Below are 15949 nucleotides of genomic sequence, written 5' to 3' on the forward strand. Positions count from 1 at the left end.
CTCATATTTAATTATGCAAAAGAAAAATGTGAGATTGGAAATATCTTTTCTCATTACTTTCTTAATACTCTTTAAGGAGGTGGGACGAATGGCTGTACCTTTTAGAAGAACATCTAAAACTGCAAAGAGAAAACGTCGTACACATTTTAAATTACAAGTGCCTGGTATGGTAGAATGCCCTAACTGTGGTGAAATGAAACTTGCTCACCGTGTATGCAGCGCTTGCGGAACATACAAAGGGAAAGAAGTTGTAAGCAACTAATTATCTTTTTTGTTGATTAAAAGCACAAGAACTTAAGTTCTTGTGCTTTTTTCCATGTTATCGTTATTTTTATAAAATAGCTGAGGTAAAATAAAAGGAAGTTTTGAAAGTTAGAAGAAAATACATATTAATGAGGTGTTGAGCAATGATTGTCGTAAGTTCTTGTTTAGCTGGTCTGAAAGTTCGGTATAATGGGACGGATTGTTTAGATGCCAACATAGAAGCGTTTATAAAAAAAGAAAGCATAAGAACGGTTTGTCCGGAATTATTGGGAGGCTTCTCTACTCCGAGGGAGCCAGCCGAGATAGTCGGAGGGGATGGTTATGATGTTCTCGATGGAAGAGCGTTTGTTAAAGATGCTAAAGGAAATGATGTGACACAAATGTATATCGAAGGGGCTAATAAAACGTTAGTTTTTATTAAAGACTTGGAGGCAGAAATGGTAGTCTTAAAAGAAAATAGTCCTTCTTGTGGTAGTGGTAGTATATATTCAGGGAGCTTTGATGGCACAAGAATGGACGGTGTGGGTGTAACCACAGCGCTTTTAAGAAGAAACGGTATCAAAGTGGTATCGGAAGACGAATTATTTTCTTGAATAGATCTTTAAGCAGTTTTGCGTGCCATTAATTTTTCTTTCTGTAATATGAATAAATCAGTCTATCTTTTCTAGTAGATGCATATGTATGAATAAAAAACACTAGGAGGGTACACTGATGACAACAACAAGACAAGATGCTTGGTCAAAAGATGAAGATATTTTACTTGCTGAAATTGTTCTTCGTCATATTAGAGAAGGCGGTACACAGCTTCAAGCATTTGAAGAAGTGGGGAAGTTATTATCAAGAACAAGTGCAGCATGTGGATTTCGCTGGAATTCATATGTACGCAAACAATATAAATCTGGTATAGAACTTGCCAAAAAACAAAGAAAGCAATTGAAAAAGACAAATGTAGCAGAAGAGTTTTCTCAAGAAGAAGTAACTGGCCAGCCTGCTATATCTCCAACTCCTATACAGAATCAATTTGATGAAATGATGATATATTTAAAAGATTTATATGATAAAGCAACTAAGTGGGAACAAGAAAATATAGACTCTTCCACCGTTAAAGAGAAAACGAAAGAATTAGAGGAAAAGCTAGCGTTATTAAAGAAGGAAAATGAAGAACTGCAAAGTGAATTAGATTCCATGGAAGGTGCTTATAAAGCATTAGTGGAGCTGATGGAAAAAGCAAGACAAATGGTGGTTTTTAAAGATGAGGATAAACTTCCCAAGGTATAAGTAAGATTTTCTTTAGCTGAAATGCTAATGGCATCTATTTCTATAATAATTAGATCAAATAAATATTCTATATTGCAGGAGGAATCCTGTCAGTTAGGAAGCATCCGCTCAAAACTCCTGTATATAAAAGGTGAGGCAGAGGAGAATCAATGGATTCACTTGACTCCCAAGGAGAATATGAGCGGCTGCTTTATATAAACCATCAAAATCTCCCTATGTAAAGAAAACAAAATCAATTTGATTTTGTGAGTATAATACCGCGTTTTCCCCATTAAAGTTGTCACATTCTTCTCTAATTTTATTCCTTCTATATTATTAAACCTTAAAAAATCTCTTTTATAGATTATCTTTCAATAACTGTGTGATTCCACTCGTTTTTTAGCTTTCGTTTCGTTTTTTAGGGCAAGAATAATATTTTATTTTTTTCTATTGCTGTGATTTTCGTACTACAAACATTTCAGAAAATGTTAATATATAACTAACGATAACTTGAAACGATAAAGGAGCTTCTGATGAAAATTGCAATTATTGGAGCTGGGGCAATTGGCTTATTATGTGCATACCAGTTAAAGGAAAAGCATGATATCACCTTATATGTTCGGTCAAAGAAGCAATACGAGCGAATCTTAGAGGAAGGAATATATTATAAAGTAAATGACGAAAAGAAAAATCGAACAGTACACGTACGGTTTTTTGAAGAGTGGAATGGACTAGAAGAGCTGACAATCGTGGCAGTGAAGCAATATCAATTATCGTCCATTTACGAGAAGATGGAAAAAATGGGTGATAAAATAAAGGCAATGTGCTTTTTACAAAATGGAATGGGACACATAGAGACAATTAGGAATTCGCGAGTTGCTAATATATTGATAGGAATTGTCGAACATGGAGCGATGAAGGAAGATGAGCAAACAGTCATACATACTGGTGTAGGAGCAATAAAAATAGCTTGCTTAAAAGGAGAAATGGACGATATACTTACCAAGCTCACAACAGCGACCAATAAAGACTTTTTATTTATAATGGAGCATAATTATGAAATAATGCTGCCAAAAAAATTAGTCGTAAATTGTCTTGTAAATAGTTTAACTAGTATTTTGCAGGTGCCAAATGGTGTTTTGCTGGAAAACGCTTATTATTCTGAAGTGATGACTATGTTTATGAATGAGGTATTAGATGTTTTAACGATAAATGAAGCTGATAAAGAAATTTATCGAGAGTATTGTTTGGAAGTCATACGAAAAACAGCTTTAAATAAATCTTCGATGCTAAAGGATATGGAGGCGGGAAGGCCTACGGAAATAGATGCAATTTTAGGATACATAATAGAGGAAGCAAAAAAGAAAAAGCAGAGTGTGCCTATTGCAAAGGTGGTTTATCGGATGATTAAAGGAAAAGAACGAGAAAGAGAGGTGTTTATCCATGATTAATCTAACTTCACAGCTCATTAGTTTTCTCGTGGTTTTTCCTATCTTTACATTGTTTATTGTTTTTGTTATTAGTAAGTTGATTACAAAAAAGCACCGTCTATCTATACATCTAGCCCTAGATATAAGTACCATCTTTTTTATTGTTTCTGTCCATTTTCTTATTCAATCCATCTGGCATACTTCGCTCTTATTGTATATTGTGATATTTATCTTGTTGATTGGCATGTTATTTGTTATTATTCATTGGAAGTTTAAAGAGGAAATACAATACAAAAAAGTATTTAAAGGAATTTGGCGTGTAACCTTTCTTCTTTTTTTCCTTTTATATATTGTATTGCTCGTTTATGGCCTTATATTATCTATATGGAGAACACTTGGAATGATATAATAATTGATTATAATAAAGTAACTTAAATGGTTTTAGCAAGCCAGTGCTCCTTTAAATGAATAGGTGGGCTCGAACTGGCAGATGCTAAAAAGAAAATAAATCGAAAAGATAAGGCTTATAAGCAACTTTTTTTCTTTTATAGTAAAGGGATGCTATACTTTTCTATGTGGCGAAATAAAATGAATGTTTTTTATAGCTGGATGATAAGCTCGTGGTTGGACTCCCACTATAGAAAGAGTCTTTAATAAGGAGAAAATACATATATAAGGAAAACTCGAATAGGAGAAAGGAAGTACATAGATGGAGATGATGAATCTCTCTTTGCCTGTGGCAAATAAATTCGTAACAGATTATTTAGAACAAAAGAATAGTGCGGAAGACTTTTTTCATTATTCTTATCTTGATAATGGTAGCTATGAGAAGAGAGTTAAAGAATTAGAAACGAGAACTTTTATGAGGAATGATCTTGCAGATTATATTGCAGATTACATGAAAAAGTTCCCTCAAGGTGAAAAGGTGAGGCAATCCCTTTCTAAATTAAGAAAGGAAAACAGTGTAGTTGTTATTGGTGGACAACAAGCGGGTGTTTTAACAGGACCGTTATACTCCATTCATAAAGTAATTAGTATTATCTTGTTAGCTAAACAAAAAGAAGAAGAATTAGGTATCCCGGTTGTGCCAGTATTCTGGATAGCGGGAGAAGACCATGATTATTTAGAAATTAATCATATTTATACACCAGGTAAGGAAAAAATGAAGAAGATAGTTTTTCCGCAAAGAGTGTTGGATAAAAGAATGGCTTCCGATATATTGCTGGAAAAAGAAGTCTGTATAGAATGGCTGGAAAAAGTCGTTGAATCCTATGGTGAAACAGATCATTCTAAGCCTTTGTTGGAACTTTTGCATAGCGCTGTCCATGAATCCACCACGATAGTTGACTTCTTTAGCTATATTACTATGAGTTTATTCCAAGATTATGGATTACTATTGGTCGATTCTGGTGATAAAGAGATTCGCAAGTTGGAGAAAGAAATTTTCCTTAAACAAATTAATGAATTTCAAAAATTGGCAGATTCCGTTTCAGAACAACAAAAGTTAGTACAGGAGAAGGGATATTCTCTAGTTATCGAAATGGCAGAAAATCCTGTTAACTTGTTTTATTATGATGAAGCAGAGCAAGAAAGAGTATTGCTGCAATACGATGAAATAGAAAACTGTTTTATCGGGAAAGATAGAACGGTATCTTTTACAATGGAACAGTTAATAGAGATTGCAAGTGAATTCCCTCAAAGGCTTAGCAATAATGTGGTAACAAGACCAATAACGCAAGATTTATTATTTCCTACTTTAGCATTTATTGGCGGACCTGGAGAGATTGCATACTGGGCGGAACTTAAAAAGGCTTTTGAGCACCTAGGGATTAAAATGCCGCCTGTTATTCCTCGCTTAAATATTACACTCTTAGAGAGAAGCGTGGAAGCAGACATAGAGGAACTAAAATTATCGATAAAGGATGTTCTTGTAAATGGAACCTCTGAAAAATGTGCGGAATTTTTAAAGTCTGTCTCGAATGAACGGATTGAACAGATACTTAGTGAGTTAACAAATATAATCAAAACGAAATACGATCAAGTGGAAGAGGAAATGAAGGCGGAGTATAAAGGCTTACTGCCGTTATTAGAAAAAAATGAAGATTTCTTAGTTAGCCAGGTTGAATTTTTGCAGAACAAAGTCGATGCTTCCGTAAAATTAAAGCATGAAGTACTGGTAAATAAATTCAATCGCATTGAACAAAATTTAAAACCAGAAGGATCTCCACAAGAAAGAGTTTGGAATATCACTTATTTCTTAAATAAATATGGTATGGATTTTATTCAAAGTGTAATGGAATTGCCAATGGATTTTGATGGAACACATAAGGTTATTAAATTATAAGGAAGAAAAGAATGATTGCCGTCCTAATTATAGGAAGGTTCAGACTGTCGACAAACTCCTAATTCAGTAATTAGGAGTTTGTCTTAGTTTATACATATACATTCTTTTAAATAAGAATTGATTTCCATTGCAGGGGTTCGCTTTCCGTGGGGCTCGCGCTGAGTCGCTGCGGCTTAAAGGCCTGCAGGGTCTCAGACTGTCTCGCAGATCCCACAGGAGTCTCACCCCTTCCACTCCAATCAATGCATAATAATTCCATTTACATTTCCTAAATTCCTTTTGTCAATAAGCTGTACCGTCCTAATTATAGGACGGTTTTTTTATTGTTATAACGTATTTTCATTCCTTCCTCTAGGTTTGTCTTTTAGAAAATAAACAGTCAATTCTCAAAAAGTAGTGACAAAGAAACCTATTTATTCTTTTCAAAATTATTATTTTTGTTGCAGGAAATATACAAAATAGATAGAATTAAAATTAATAGTGGAGGAAAGTGGGGGAATGTGGTACATTGAGGTTAGAAAGTGGGGGACAAGGGTATGTTTATGGGTGAATATCATCATAATGTTGACGCAAAAGGACGTATCATTGTTCCTGCGAAGTTTAGAGAGAACTTAGGTGAGACCTTTATTCTAACCCGTGGCCTCGATCGATGTCTTTTCGGTTACCCACTGAATGAATGGGAGATAATTGAAGACAAGCTCAAGCAATTGCCCTTAACCAAAAAAGATGCTAGAGCATTTACCCGATTTTTCTTCTCCGGAGCAACAGAATGTGAGATTGATAAACAAGGTCGCATTAATATTGCCTCCCCCTTATTTCAATATGCACAGCTAGAGAAGGAGTGTGTTATTCTCGGTGTTTCTAATCGTATTGAAATATGGGATAAACAAGAGTGGGAAAATTATTTTTCCGAATCAGAGGATTCTTTTGCAGAAATTGCAGAGAATATGATTGGGTTTGATATTTAATTTTTTCACTATGTACATAATAAATACTACCTACAAGAAAAATTTATAGACAGGTGTGGATTCATGTTTAATCATACAACAGTATTACTGAATGAAGCGGTCGATGCTCTCGATATTAAGCCAGATGGAATTTATGTGGATTGTACTTTAGGCGGAGCAGGGCACAGCGAATTAATTCTTTCCAAATTATCAGGCAGCGGAAGATTAATTGCATTCGATCAAGATGAAATAGCCATAAAAAATGCACAAGAAAAATTAGCCCCATATAAGGACAGATTGACGATTGTCAAAAGTAATTTTCGTTATCTAAAAGAAGAAATTCACAACTTAGGGATTACACATGTAGATGGAATTCTTTATGACTTAGGTGTTTCTTCTCCGCAATTAGATACTCCTGAACGCGGATTTAGTTATCATCATGATGCACCGCTTGATATGCGCATGGATAACGAAGCGGATGTTACTGCATATGATGTAGTCAATTCTTGGTCATATGAATCATTAGTTAAAATTTTCTTTCGTTATGGTGAGGAGAAATTCTCTAAACAAATAGCAAGGAAGATTGAGGCAGCAAGAGAAAATCGGCCAATTGAAACGACTGGAGAGTTGGTTGAATTAATCAAAGAAGCTATTCCAGCGCCAGCTAGACGAAAAGGTGGTCATCCTGCTAAAAGAGTTTTCCAAGCAATACGAATTGCTGTTAATGATGAACTTGGCGTATTTGAAGCTTCGTTAGAGCAAGCTATTACGTTGTTAAATCCAGGCGGAAGAATCAGCGTTATCACTTTCCATTCTCTTGAAGACAGAATCTGCAAGTCGACATTTAAAAAGATGAGTGACCTGCCGCCATTGCCGCCAGGACTACCGGTTATTCCAGATGAGTTTAAACCAGAATTGAAATTAATTACAAGAAAGCCGATTGTTCCATCAGAAGAAGAATTAGAATTTAATAACAGAGCAAGATCAGCGAAACTACGTATTGCAGAAAAACAATAACCAAAGGGTGCGGGAGGTAATTAAATGAGCAACTTAGCAAGAAAAATTCAGCAGGATCAATATCAACAACAAGAAGAAAAACAGTCGGTTAAAAAGGTTATTAAACAGACTAAATCATTATTATCTCCTGGAGAGAAGATTTTAGGAATTGCCTTTGTAGCGATTATTTGTATTGGCGGCGTAAAAATTGTAAGCAACCAATCGGAGATTTATCAAGTAAATAAAGATATTCAAGTAGCGGAAAGCTCCATTAATTCGCTTGAAAAGTCAAACAAGGAATTAGATACACAGGTCAAGGATTTAAGCAGCTTTGAACGCTTACGCGAAGTAGCAGGGAAATTAGGTTTAGATTTTAGTAAAGATAATGTAAAGGTTGTGCATTAAGCAATGATTCGAAAACAACCTAATATTAATTTTGGAGCAGCCATCCTTTTTATTCTCTTTTGTCTGCTCTTTTTTGTTTTAGTTATTCGGTTTGTCTATATTCAAGCGACAGGAGAAGTGTCAGGAGTAGAACTAGCTGCACAAGCAGAAAAAAAACATAACACTTCTCGTGTGCTAGAGGCTTCTAGAGGAAGTATATTAGATCGCAATGGGGACGTAATTGCGGAGGATGCAGTTTCTTATAAGCTAGTTGCTGTAACGGATAAATCATTGAGTAAAAATCCGGATAAAAAAGTTCATGTTGCAGATCCTGAATTGACAGCTAGAGAATTAGCGAAATATATCGATTTAAAAGAATCGGAGATTTATAGAATTTTAACCAAAAAGGGCGCAAAACAAGTGGAATTTGGGGAGGCCGGAAAGGATCTTTCCTATGAGACGAAAAAGAAAATTGAAGATTTAAAGCTTCCTGGTATTCAAATTGTCGAAGGGAAGAAGCGTTTCTATCCGAATGGAATCTTTGCTTCCCATGTTATCGGCTATTTGGAAGAGGATGATGGTAAAGAAACAGGTAGATTAGGTATTGAAGAAAGCTTAAATAAAATGCTGACAGGCACAAATGGCAGTATGCAGTATAGTAAAGATATATGGGGTTATATTTTGCCGAACAGTAAGGATAAAATCGTGCCTGCTCAAAATGGCAAGGATGTTTATTTAACACTCGATAAGAAAATTCAATCCTTTTTAGAAGATACGATGAATAAGGTGAATGCGGAATATGATCCTGTAAAAATGATTGCGATTGTAGCTAATCCGAAAACAGGGGAAATATTAGCGATGAGTCAAAGACCGTCCTTTGATCCTGAAACAAGAGAAGGTATTACAGCTTCCTGGCATAATGAAGCAATCGAAACCAATTATGAACCAGGATCCACGATGAAAATCTTTACCTTAGCTGCAGCAGTAGAAGAAGGAGTATTCAATCCAAACGAGGAGTATCAGTCAGGCAGATATGAAGGAATAGGAGATCATAATAATGGAGCTGGTTGGGGACCTATTTCCTATTTGGAAGGTGTTCAGCGATCTTCCAATGTAGCGTTCGCGAAACTTGCTAAGGAAAAAATCGGCTTTGAGACATTCAGAGAATATTTAACAAAATTCGGCCTTGATCAGCCAACTGGCATCGATCTGCCAAAAGAAGCAAATAGCTCGATTGTATTTAATTGGCCAATCGAAAAAATTACTACTGCTTTTGGTCAAGGTACTGCTTTAACGCCAATTCAGCAAATTCAAGCTGCAACAGCTATCGCCAATGATGGAAAAATGGTAAAGCCGTATGTTATTGAACAGATTAAAGATCCAAATACAGGAAAAATCATTAAAAAAGGCGAGACAAAAGTTGCAGGAACACCAATTTCTGCAAAAACAGCCAAAGAAGTCCGCGATATTCTTGAAACAGTTATTACGAGTAAAAAAGGGACTGGTTACAAAAAATTCAATATTGATGGATATGATGTTGCCGGTAAAACAGGAACCGCACAAATTCCTAAAAGCGGCGGTGGGTATTTAAAAAGTAAAAATGATTACATCTTTTCTTTCTTAGGAATGGCTCCGAAGGATGATCCTGAATTAATAATGTATGTTGCTGTTCAGCAACCAAAGTTAAAGGAAACGGAAACTGGGTCTGAACCAGTCGCTGAAATTTTCACTTCAGTAATGAAGAGCAGTCTACAGTATATGGATATAGTTCCAACAAAAGAAGTAATTTCGAAGCCAATCGAAATTCCTAATTTAAGTGGAATGACTGCAGAAGAAGCGAAGAAAATTCTGGAGGATAAAAGGCTGAATGCCGTTATTATCGGAGACGGCAAGACAGTGGAAGAACAGCTGCCAGTCAAAGGAGATACTTATCTAAAAGGCGAGAAAGTAATCTTAAAGACGGATGGGAAAGAAACAGTCCCTAATATGAAGGGCTGGTCATTACGCGATGTTTTAAAAGTAGCGGACCTCAATAAGCTGAAACTTGAAAGTTCCGGCAGTGGTTATGTGTCCTCCCAAAGTATAAAAGCAGGGTCTAAGATTAAGGAAAACGATAAGTTATCGGTTAAGTTAAAAGAACCAGAGTAAGAGAGCTTCACTACATTTTTGAGATGTAGTGAAGCTTTTTTGTTGGAGATGGACGCGGTATTGTATACTAGAAATAAGCGTTCGTTTGTAACGCTTTAGTATAATAGGAGGGTGAAAAAGTGTATAAGAAAAGAAGGGAACCACTGGAATTAGCTTTATTAAAATCATTAAATAGCCGAATGGAATTATCTGATGAATTGAAGACAAAGTACTTAAATCAAGGGAAAGGCTGGGAAGGAGAGAGGAAGTTTGATGAGCATTTAAGGGATTTAGCCCCAAATAGTATTGTATTAAATGATTTATTATTACAATCACACCAGACGACATTTCAAATCGACTCCTTATTGATAGAAGGAGAGGCACTTCATCTCTATGAAATTAAGAACTACGAAGGTGACTTTTATTATGAAAATGATCGATTCTATAAGAAAAACAATAAAGTAGAAATCAATAATCCTATTACTCAATTAAAACGAACAGAGTTCCTGTTAAGACAATTAGTTCACCAGCTTGGTTACTCTATTACAATTATTCCACATGTTGTTTTTATAAACCCCGAATTTATCTTATATCAAGCTCCACTTCATTTGCCTTATATTTATCCCAACCAATTAAATCGTTATGTTAAATTATTAGAAAAAAATAGATCACAAGTAAAAAAACAGTATGCGCTCTTAGCTGAAAAGTTGATCGCTCTTCATATGGAAGATTCATCTTATCGAAGAATGCCAAGTTATACCTATGAAGAACTTAAGAAAGGAATCCTTTGCGAAAAATGCAACTCACTGTTTATTTCAACAGAACGCGCAATGATCAAATGTAATGTATGTGGATATACAGAAAGCTTGGAGTTAGCAGTTTTACGAAGTGTTAAAGAATTTAAGCTGCTTTTTCCAGAAAGAAAGATAACGACAAAAGAAATATATGACTGGTGTTTGATATCGGGAGGAATGCGGAGGATTAAGAGAATATTAGATAAGCATTATAGGCTTATTGGTATACATCAGTGGGCGTATTATGAGTGAAAGATAGTTTTCACAGAAGAGATGAACGCCAAAATTAATAGAAGAAGCAGGGAAAGTGGTTTTCATCGGGAGGATGAACGCCAAAATAATTAGAAGAAGCAGGGAAAGTGGTTTTCATCAAGGGGATGAACGCCGAAATAATTAGAAAAAGCAGGGAAAGTGGTTTTCATCGGGAGGATGAACGCCGAAATAATTAGAAGAAGCAAGGAAAGTAGTTTTCAACAAGGGGATGAACGCTAAAATAAGCAGAAGAAGCAGGGAAAGTGGCTTTCATCGGGAGGATGAACGCCGAAATAATTAGAAGAAGCAAGGAAAGTAGTTTTCAACAAGGGGATGAACGCTAAAATAAGCAGAAGAAGCAGGGAAAGTGGCTTTCATCGGGAGGATGAACGCCGAAATAATTAGAAGAAGCAAGGAAAGTAGTTTTCAACAAGGGGATGAACGCTAAAATAAGCAGAAGAAGCAGGGAAAGTGGCTTTCATCGGGAGGGTGAACGCCAAAATAAGCAGAAGAAGCAAGGAAAGTGGCTTTCATCGGGAGGATGAACGCCGAAATAATTAGAAGAAGCAAGGAAAGTAGTTTTCATCGGGAGGATGAACGCCAAAATAAGCAGAAGAAGCAGGGAAAGTGGTTTTCAACAAGGGGATGAACGCCAAAATAATTAGAAAAAGCAGGGAAAGTGGTTTTCATCGGGAGGGTGAACGCCAAAATAAGCAGAAGAAGCGGGGAAAGTGGTTTTCAACAAGGGGATGAACGCCAAAATAAGCAGAAGAAGCAGGGGAAGTGGTTTTCATCAAAGAGATGAACGTCAAAATAAGCAGAAGAAGCAAGGAAAGTGGTTTTCAACAAGGGGATGAAAACCACAATAACTAGAAAAAAAAAACAAAAGTGGCTTTCATCAACAAAACATCCCTCATACAAAAATCCCTACCTTTTTTCCAAGCAACGAACAAATACTCTCCGTTCTATTCCGATTCGTACAAGCATATATTTCAATTGAGCTAGTATAAAGGAGGTTCCATCTGTATGCGGGTTTCAAATGTAACCGTTCGGAAGCGATTGTTGATAGCGCTTGTTGCTGGGATAGTTATTTTTCTCATAATTGATACAAGATTGGCGTATGTTCAATTTTTTCTGGGGGACGAGCTTACAACAAAAGCAAAAAATTTATGGAGTAGACAAATTGCTTTTGAGCCACAACGAGGAGAGATCTTGGATCGTAATGGAATAGCGCTTGCGACTAATGTCAGTGCGCCAACGGTTTATATAGTACCACGCCAAATTAAAGATCCAGCAGACACCGCTGAAAAGCTTGCAGAAGTATTAGAAGCAGATAAGGAATCTGTTTATAAGCAGATTATCCAAAGGGAGATGAGTGTTCGTTTAAAAGAAGGTAGGAAAATCACGCATGAAAAGGCCAAAAAAGTTCGTGCACTTGATATAGACGGTGTATATATTGGTGAAGATTCGAAGCGATCTTATCCTTTTGGAAACTATTTATCCCATGTATTAGGGTTTGCTGGTATTGATAATCAAGGGCTAATAGGTTTAGAGTTGGAATATGATGATGAGTTGAAGGGAAAGAAGGGATCTGTTCAATATTATTCGGATGCAAAAGGACAGAGAATGAATGATATGGCTGATGCCTATGAAGCGCCGGTTAATGGGAATGATTTAGTCCTTACCATCGATACAAAAATTCAAACGATTGTAGAAAGAGAATTGGATATAGCCCAACAAACCTATGATCCTGAATCGATTATCGCACTTGCAATGAACCCGAAGACTGGCGAGGTTTTGGCGATGTCAAGTCGTCCAGGCTTTGATCCATCAGATTTTCAAAATGTGGATTCCACTGTATATAATCGTAATTTACCGATATGGAGTTCATATGAACCAGGATCTACCTTTAAAATTATTACATTGGCAGCAGCCTTAGAAGAAGGAAAAGTAGATTTAGATAAGGATACTTTTTATGATAAAGGGTATGCCGAAGTAGGTGGAGCAAAACTTAAATGCTGGAAGCGAGGAGGACATGGCTCGCAAACGTTTTTAGAGGTCGTTCAAAATTCTTGTAACCCTGGTTTTGTAGAATTAGGGGAACGTCTTGGCAAAGATAAGCTGTTTCAATATATTCGTGATTTTGGATTTGGGCAAAAAACAGGAATTGATTTACAAGGGGAATCTAAAGGGATTTTGTTTAACATGGACAGAGTAGGACCAGTGGAGCAAGCGACAACAGCATTTGGTCAAGGCGTCGCCGTAACGCCAATTCAACAAGTTACAGCATTATCTGCCGCCATTAACGGGGGCACTTTATATACTCCTTATGTAGCAAAAGAATTAATTGATCCATCTACTGGTGAAGTGGTTATGGAGAAAAAGCCTGTTGCAAAAAGAAAGGTAGTTTCTGAAGAAACATCTAAAGAAGTAAGACGGGCATTAGAAAATGTTGTGGCAAAGGGATCTGGAGGCAAGGCCTTTGTGGAAGGCTATCGAGTTGGTGGAAAAACAGGGACGGCGCAAAAAGCTTCAGGTGGAAGATATTTAGAAAATAATTATATACTATCCTTTATCGGCTTTGCACCTGCTGATGATCCTGAATTAGTCGTGTACGTGGCAGTAGATAACCCAAAAGGAACGGTGCAATTCGGTAGTGCGGTTGCTGCTCCAATTGTTGGCGCGATTATGGGAGATAGTTTGAGAGCACTTGGTGTGGAACCTCGTAAAGATCAAATTGACAAAGTATATAAATATCCGGAAAATCCATTAATAGAAGTGCCAGACCTTGTCGGGCATACGAAAAAAGATATCAGTGAAATGTTTATTAATCTTAAAATTGATTCAAGTGGAAGCGGGGATACGGTGATTAAGCAATCTCCAGAGCCTGGAACAAAAGTGAAGGAAGGATCAACTATTTTGGTTCAATTTAATTAATTGGAAGAGATGCGGCAGCATAATACGTGCCGCTTCTCTTCCTCTATAAAAAAGCCTCTTGAGCCTTTTAATCCAAGAATAGAGCTCGTATGTAAATAATTAAAATTTTCCTCTATCTTAAATTATTCTTCTAATATAAATTCTCCAACAATAAGGTACAACATAGATAAATTTTTTTTAATCATGTAAAATAAAATACGCTAAGAAAATTGTATAATCTATATGGCTGATTCATTATTTAGTATATAATTAATATTTATGAGCAATCAAAGATTACATATAGAGCTAGAGAAAAGAGGAATCAAAAAGCGATGCAATTAAAAAAACTTATTGAGAGTTTACAGCCATACACTCCTTATACCGGAGAAGATGTGGAAATAAAATCAATAGAGAATGATAATCGCAAAGTATCAGATGGCAGTCTTTTTATTTGTATAAAAGGTTATACAGTCGATGGCCATGATTTTGCCCAAAAAGCATACGAATCTGGGGCAGTCGCTGTCATAGCGGAAAGAAGTCTGTCCTTGCCTATTCCAGTGATCGTTGTAAAAGATACAAAAAGAGCTAGTAGTGTGCTTGCAGATGTATTTTATCAAAAGCCGACTCAAAAGCTTCAGCTTATTGGAATAACAGGTACAAATGGAAAGACAACAACTAGCCATTTAATAGATGCTATTTTAAAAGAGGCAAATAAAAAAACAGGAATCATCGGTACGATGTATACCAAAATCGGTGAGCAAATACAAGAAACAAAAAATACAACTCCAGAAGCTGTGACCCTGCAGAAGGTGTTTCATCAAATGGTGGAGCAAAAAGTTGATACAGCTGTTATGGAAGTATCTTCCCATGCCCTTGTAGAAGGCAGAGTATTTGGTTGTGACTATGATATTGCTGTTTTTACCAATCTAAGTCAAGATCATTTAGATTATCATGGTACGATGGAAGAATATAAAAAAGCGAAAGGGTTGCTTTTTACAAGACTAGGAAATGCCTTTTCGTCTGAAAAGCCAAAATTTGCTATTCTCAATAAAGATGATGCAGCAGCGAATGAGTATGAAACCATTACAGCCGCTCATATTCTTACATATGGAATTGATAAAGAAGCTGATATAATGGCAAAAAATATAAAAATTACGGCAGCAGGCACATCATTCGATTTACATACTCCGCTTGGCATACATTCTGTCCAATTAAAAATGGTTGGGAAATTTAACGTGTATAATACACTAGCAAGCATTGGTGCTGCAATCGCAAGTAATATTCCAATGGAAGTGACCATCAATGCGCTAGAAAAGGTAGCAGGAGTCGCAGGGAGATTTGAAACGGTTAATGCCGGCCAAGACTTTTCTGTGATCGTTGATTATTCACATACACCTGATAGTTTGCAAAATGCTTTGCAAACGGTAAAAGAATTTGCTAAGAATAAAATATATGTGATCGTTGGCTGTGGGGGCGATAGAGACAAGACGAAACGTCCTTTAATGGCGAAAATTGCTTGCGAGGAAGCGAGTTATGCAATCCTAACTTCCGATAATCCTAGAAGTGAAGATCCGCTTGCCATATTAAAAGATATGGAGGAAGGAGTTAGGGCTGAACAGAATTATACGATAATCTCTGATCGCAAAGAGGCTATTGCCTTTGCTGTTGATCAAGCGCAGCCTGATGATGTTATTCTAATTGCAGGGAAAGGGCATGAAACGTATCAAATTATTGGTTCTAAAGTGTTGGACTTTGATGACCGTTTAGTTGCAAAAGAAGCGATAGAGGAGAGAAAAAATGACACTGTCCTATAACTTAGTCCTTCAAGCTATTCCCGAAGCAAAAGGGTTTGTGAAAGAAGATTTGCTTTTTCAAACCGTGTCATTCTTAGCAGAGTGCGAACAGCCAAAAGGACTGTTTATTCCATTTTATAAAGATAGTTCTGGTGATTTGAGTGCTGCTATAACAAATGGAGCAATTGGAGCGATTTGGGAAGAGGGGATGAAACTCCCATCCTATACACCAAATCATTTTCCGATTTTTTATACAAAAGATTTAAAGGAAGGCATATTAAAAATGAGTAAAATTTACGAGCAACAATTACAAGCACAAGAAAAAACAACTAAATTTATTTTTTTGCAAGAAAACAGTCTGAATTCCCAGATGGAAACATATGATATAGCGGTAATTAGAGAGCATGTATTAAATACAAATAATCAAATGAAAGGAGGGAATTAA

The 15949-nt window shown here is 36.3% G+C and carries 14 protein-coding genes; all 14 read left to right on the top strand.

The window, feature by feature from the left end; genetic code table 11:
- Positions 1-88: 88 nt before the first annotated feature.
- The 14 genes from rpmF to NST77_RS05175 all read left to right on the top strand — a co-directional run bounded on the left by rpmF (position 89) and on the right by NST77_RS05175 (position 15949).
- Positions 89-262 carry a 50S ribosomal protein L32 gene (gene rpmF / locus NST77_RS05110; RefSeq protein ID WP_016200993.1) on the top strand — a complete coding sequence of 58 codons (174 nt, stop codon included), beginning with the start codon at positions 89-91 and terminating at the stop codon, positions 260-262.
- 145 nt (positions 263-407) lie between these two features.
- Entirely contained in the window at positions 408-857 is a 450-nt protein-coding gene (locus NST77_RS05115; RefSeq protein WP_095329079.1) for a DUF523 domain-containing protein, read from the top strand.
- A gap of 118 nt (positions 858-975) precedes the next feature.
- Positions 976-1542: an RsfA family transcriptional regulator gene (locus tag NST77_RS05120; protein WP_095329080.1), complete on the top strand. Its 567-nt coding sequence runs from the start codon at positions 976-978 to the stop codon at positions 1540-1542.
- 512 nt (positions 1543-2054) lie between these two features.
- The gene (locus NST77_RS05125) at positions 2055-2972 is read left to right on the top strand and encodes a 2-dehydropantoate 2-reductase (RefSeq protein WP_341122766.1); all 918 of its coding nucleotides are present in this window, start codon (positions 2055-2057) and stop codon (positions 2970-2972) included.
- Entirely contained in the window at positions 2965-3360 is a 396-nt protein-coding gene (locus NST77_RS05130) for a DUF3397 domain-containing protein (protein ID WP_095329082.1), read from the top strand. Before NST77_RS05125 ends, NST77_RS05130 begins: the two co-directional genes overlap by 8 nt.
- Before the next feature lie 300 nt (positions 3361-3660).
- Entirely contained in the window at positions 3661-5295 is a 1635-nt protein-coding gene (gene bshC, locus NST77_RS05135; RefSeq protein ID WP_341122767.1) for a bacillithiol biosynthesis cysteine-adding enzyme BshC, read from the top strand.
- Positions 5296-5831: 536 nt separating this feature from the next.
- Positions 5832-6263, top strand: a complete 432-nt coding sequence (gene mraZ / locus NST77_RS05140) for a division/cell wall cluster transcriptional repressor MraZ (RefSeq protein ID WP_047939902.1) — start codon at positions 5832-5834, stop codon at positions 6261-6263.
- 63 nt (positions 6264-6326) lie between these two features.
- The gene (rsmH, locus tag NST77_RS05145; protein ID WP_095329084.1) at positions 6327-7259 is read left to right on the top strand and encodes a 16S rRNA (cytosine(1402)-N(4))-methyltransferase RsmH; all 933 of its coding nucleotides are present in this window, start codon (positions 6327-6329) and stop codon (positions 7257-7259) included.
- A gap of 24 nt (positions 7260-7283) precedes the next feature.
- A complete protein-coding gene (gene ftsL, locus NST77_RS05150) occupies positions 7284-7643 on the top strand; it encodes a cell division protein FtsL (RefSeq protein WP_095329085.1) in 360 nt (119 codons plus the stop codon).
- 3 nt (positions 7644-7646) lie between these two features.
- Complete coding sequence (locus NST77_RS05155) at positions 7647-9770, top strand: penicillin-binding protein (protein WP_341122768.1); 2124 nt, start codon at positions 7647-7649, stop codon at positions 9768-9770.
- A 119-nt stretch (positions 9771-9889) separates the two neighbouring features.
- On the top strand, positions 9890-10795 hold the full coding sequence (locus NST77_RS05160; protein ID WP_095329087.1) for a nuclease-related domain-containing protein: 906 nt from the start codon (positions 9890-9892) through the stop codon (positions 10793-10795).
- A gap of 1026 nt (positions 10796-11821) precedes the next feature.
- Positions 11822-13732, top strand: coding sequence for a stage V sporulation protein D (locus tag NST77_RS05165; protein WP_095329088.1), 1911 nt, complete (start codon positions 11822-11824; stop codon positions 13730-13732).
- Positions 13733-14043: 311 nt separating this feature from the next.
- Entirely contained in the window at positions 14044-15525 is a 1482-nt protein-coding gene (locus NST77_RS05170; RefSeq protein ID WP_123259630.1) for a UDP-N-acetylmuramoyl-L-alanyl-D-glutamate--2,6-diaminopimelate ligase, read from the top strand.
- Positions 15509-15949 (top strand): hypothetical protein, encoded by a 441-nt coding sequence (locus tag NST77_RS05175; RefSeq protein WP_123257421.1) that lies wholly within the window; start codon positions 15509-15511, stop codon positions 15947-15949. The genes NST77_RS05170 and NST77_RS05175 overlap by 17 nt, the downstream gene beginning before the upstream one ends.

The sequence above is a fragment of the Niallia sp. FSL W8-0177 genome (assembly GCF_038006285.1).
In the GTDB taxonomy this organism is placed as follows: domain Bacteria; phylum Bacillota; class Bacilli; order Bacillales; family Cytobacillaceae; genus Niallia; species Niallia circulans_A.

Excerpts from the sequence above, each read along its gene's own strand:
- NST77_RS05170 (WP_123259630.1), top strand. The coding sequence starts at position 14,044 with ATGCAATTAAAAAAACTTATTGAGAGTTTACAGCCATACACTCCTTAT.
- NST77_RS05165 (WP_095329088.1), top strand. The coding sequence starts at position 11,822 with ATGCGGGTTTCAAATGTAACCGTTCGGAAGCGATTGTTGATAGCGCTT.
- ftsL (WP_095329085.1), top strand. The coding sequence starts at position 7,284 with ATGAGCAACTTAGCAAGAAAAATTCAGCAGGATCAATATCAACAACAA.
- rsmH (WP_095329084.1), top strand. The coding sequence starts at position 6,327 with ATGTTTAATCATACAACAGTATTACTGAATGAAGCGGTCGATGCTCTC.
- NST77_RS05125 (WP_341122766.1), top strand. The coding sequence starts at position 2,055 with ATGAAAATTGCAATTATTGGAGCTGGGGCAATTGGCTTATTATGTGCA.
- mraZ (WP_047939902.1), top strand. The coding sequence starts at position 5,832 with ATGTTTATGGGTGAATATCATCATAATGTTGACGCAAAAGGACGTATC.
- NST77_RS05115 (WP_095329079.1), top strand. The coding sequence starts at position 408 with ATGATTGTCGTAAGTTCTTGTTTAGCTGGTCTGAAAGTTCGGTATAAT.
- NST77_RS05175 (WP_123257421.1), top strand. The coding sequence starts at position 15,509 with ATGACACTGTCCTATAACTTAGTCCTTCAAGCTATTCCCGAAGCAAAA.
- NST77_RS05120 (WP_095329080.1), top strand. The coding sequence starts at position 976 with ATGACAACAACAAGACAAGATGCTTGGTCAAAAGATGAAGATATTTTA.
- rpmF (WP_016200993.1), top strand. The coding sequence starts at position 89 with ATGGCTGTACCTTTTAGAAGAACATCTAAAACTGCAAAGAGAAAACGT.
- NST77_RS05155 (WP_341122768.1), top strand. The coding sequence starts at position 7,647 with ATGATTCGAAAACAACCTAATATTAATTTTGGAGCAGCCATCCTTTTT.
- NST77_RS05130 (WP_095329082.1), top strand. The coding sequence starts at position 2,965 with ATGATTAATCTAACTTCACAGCTCATTAGTTTTCTCGTGGTTTTTCCT.
- bshC (WP_341122767.1), top strand. The coding sequence starts at position 3,661 with ATGGAGATGATGAATCTCTCTTTGCCTGTGGCAAATAAATTCGTAACA.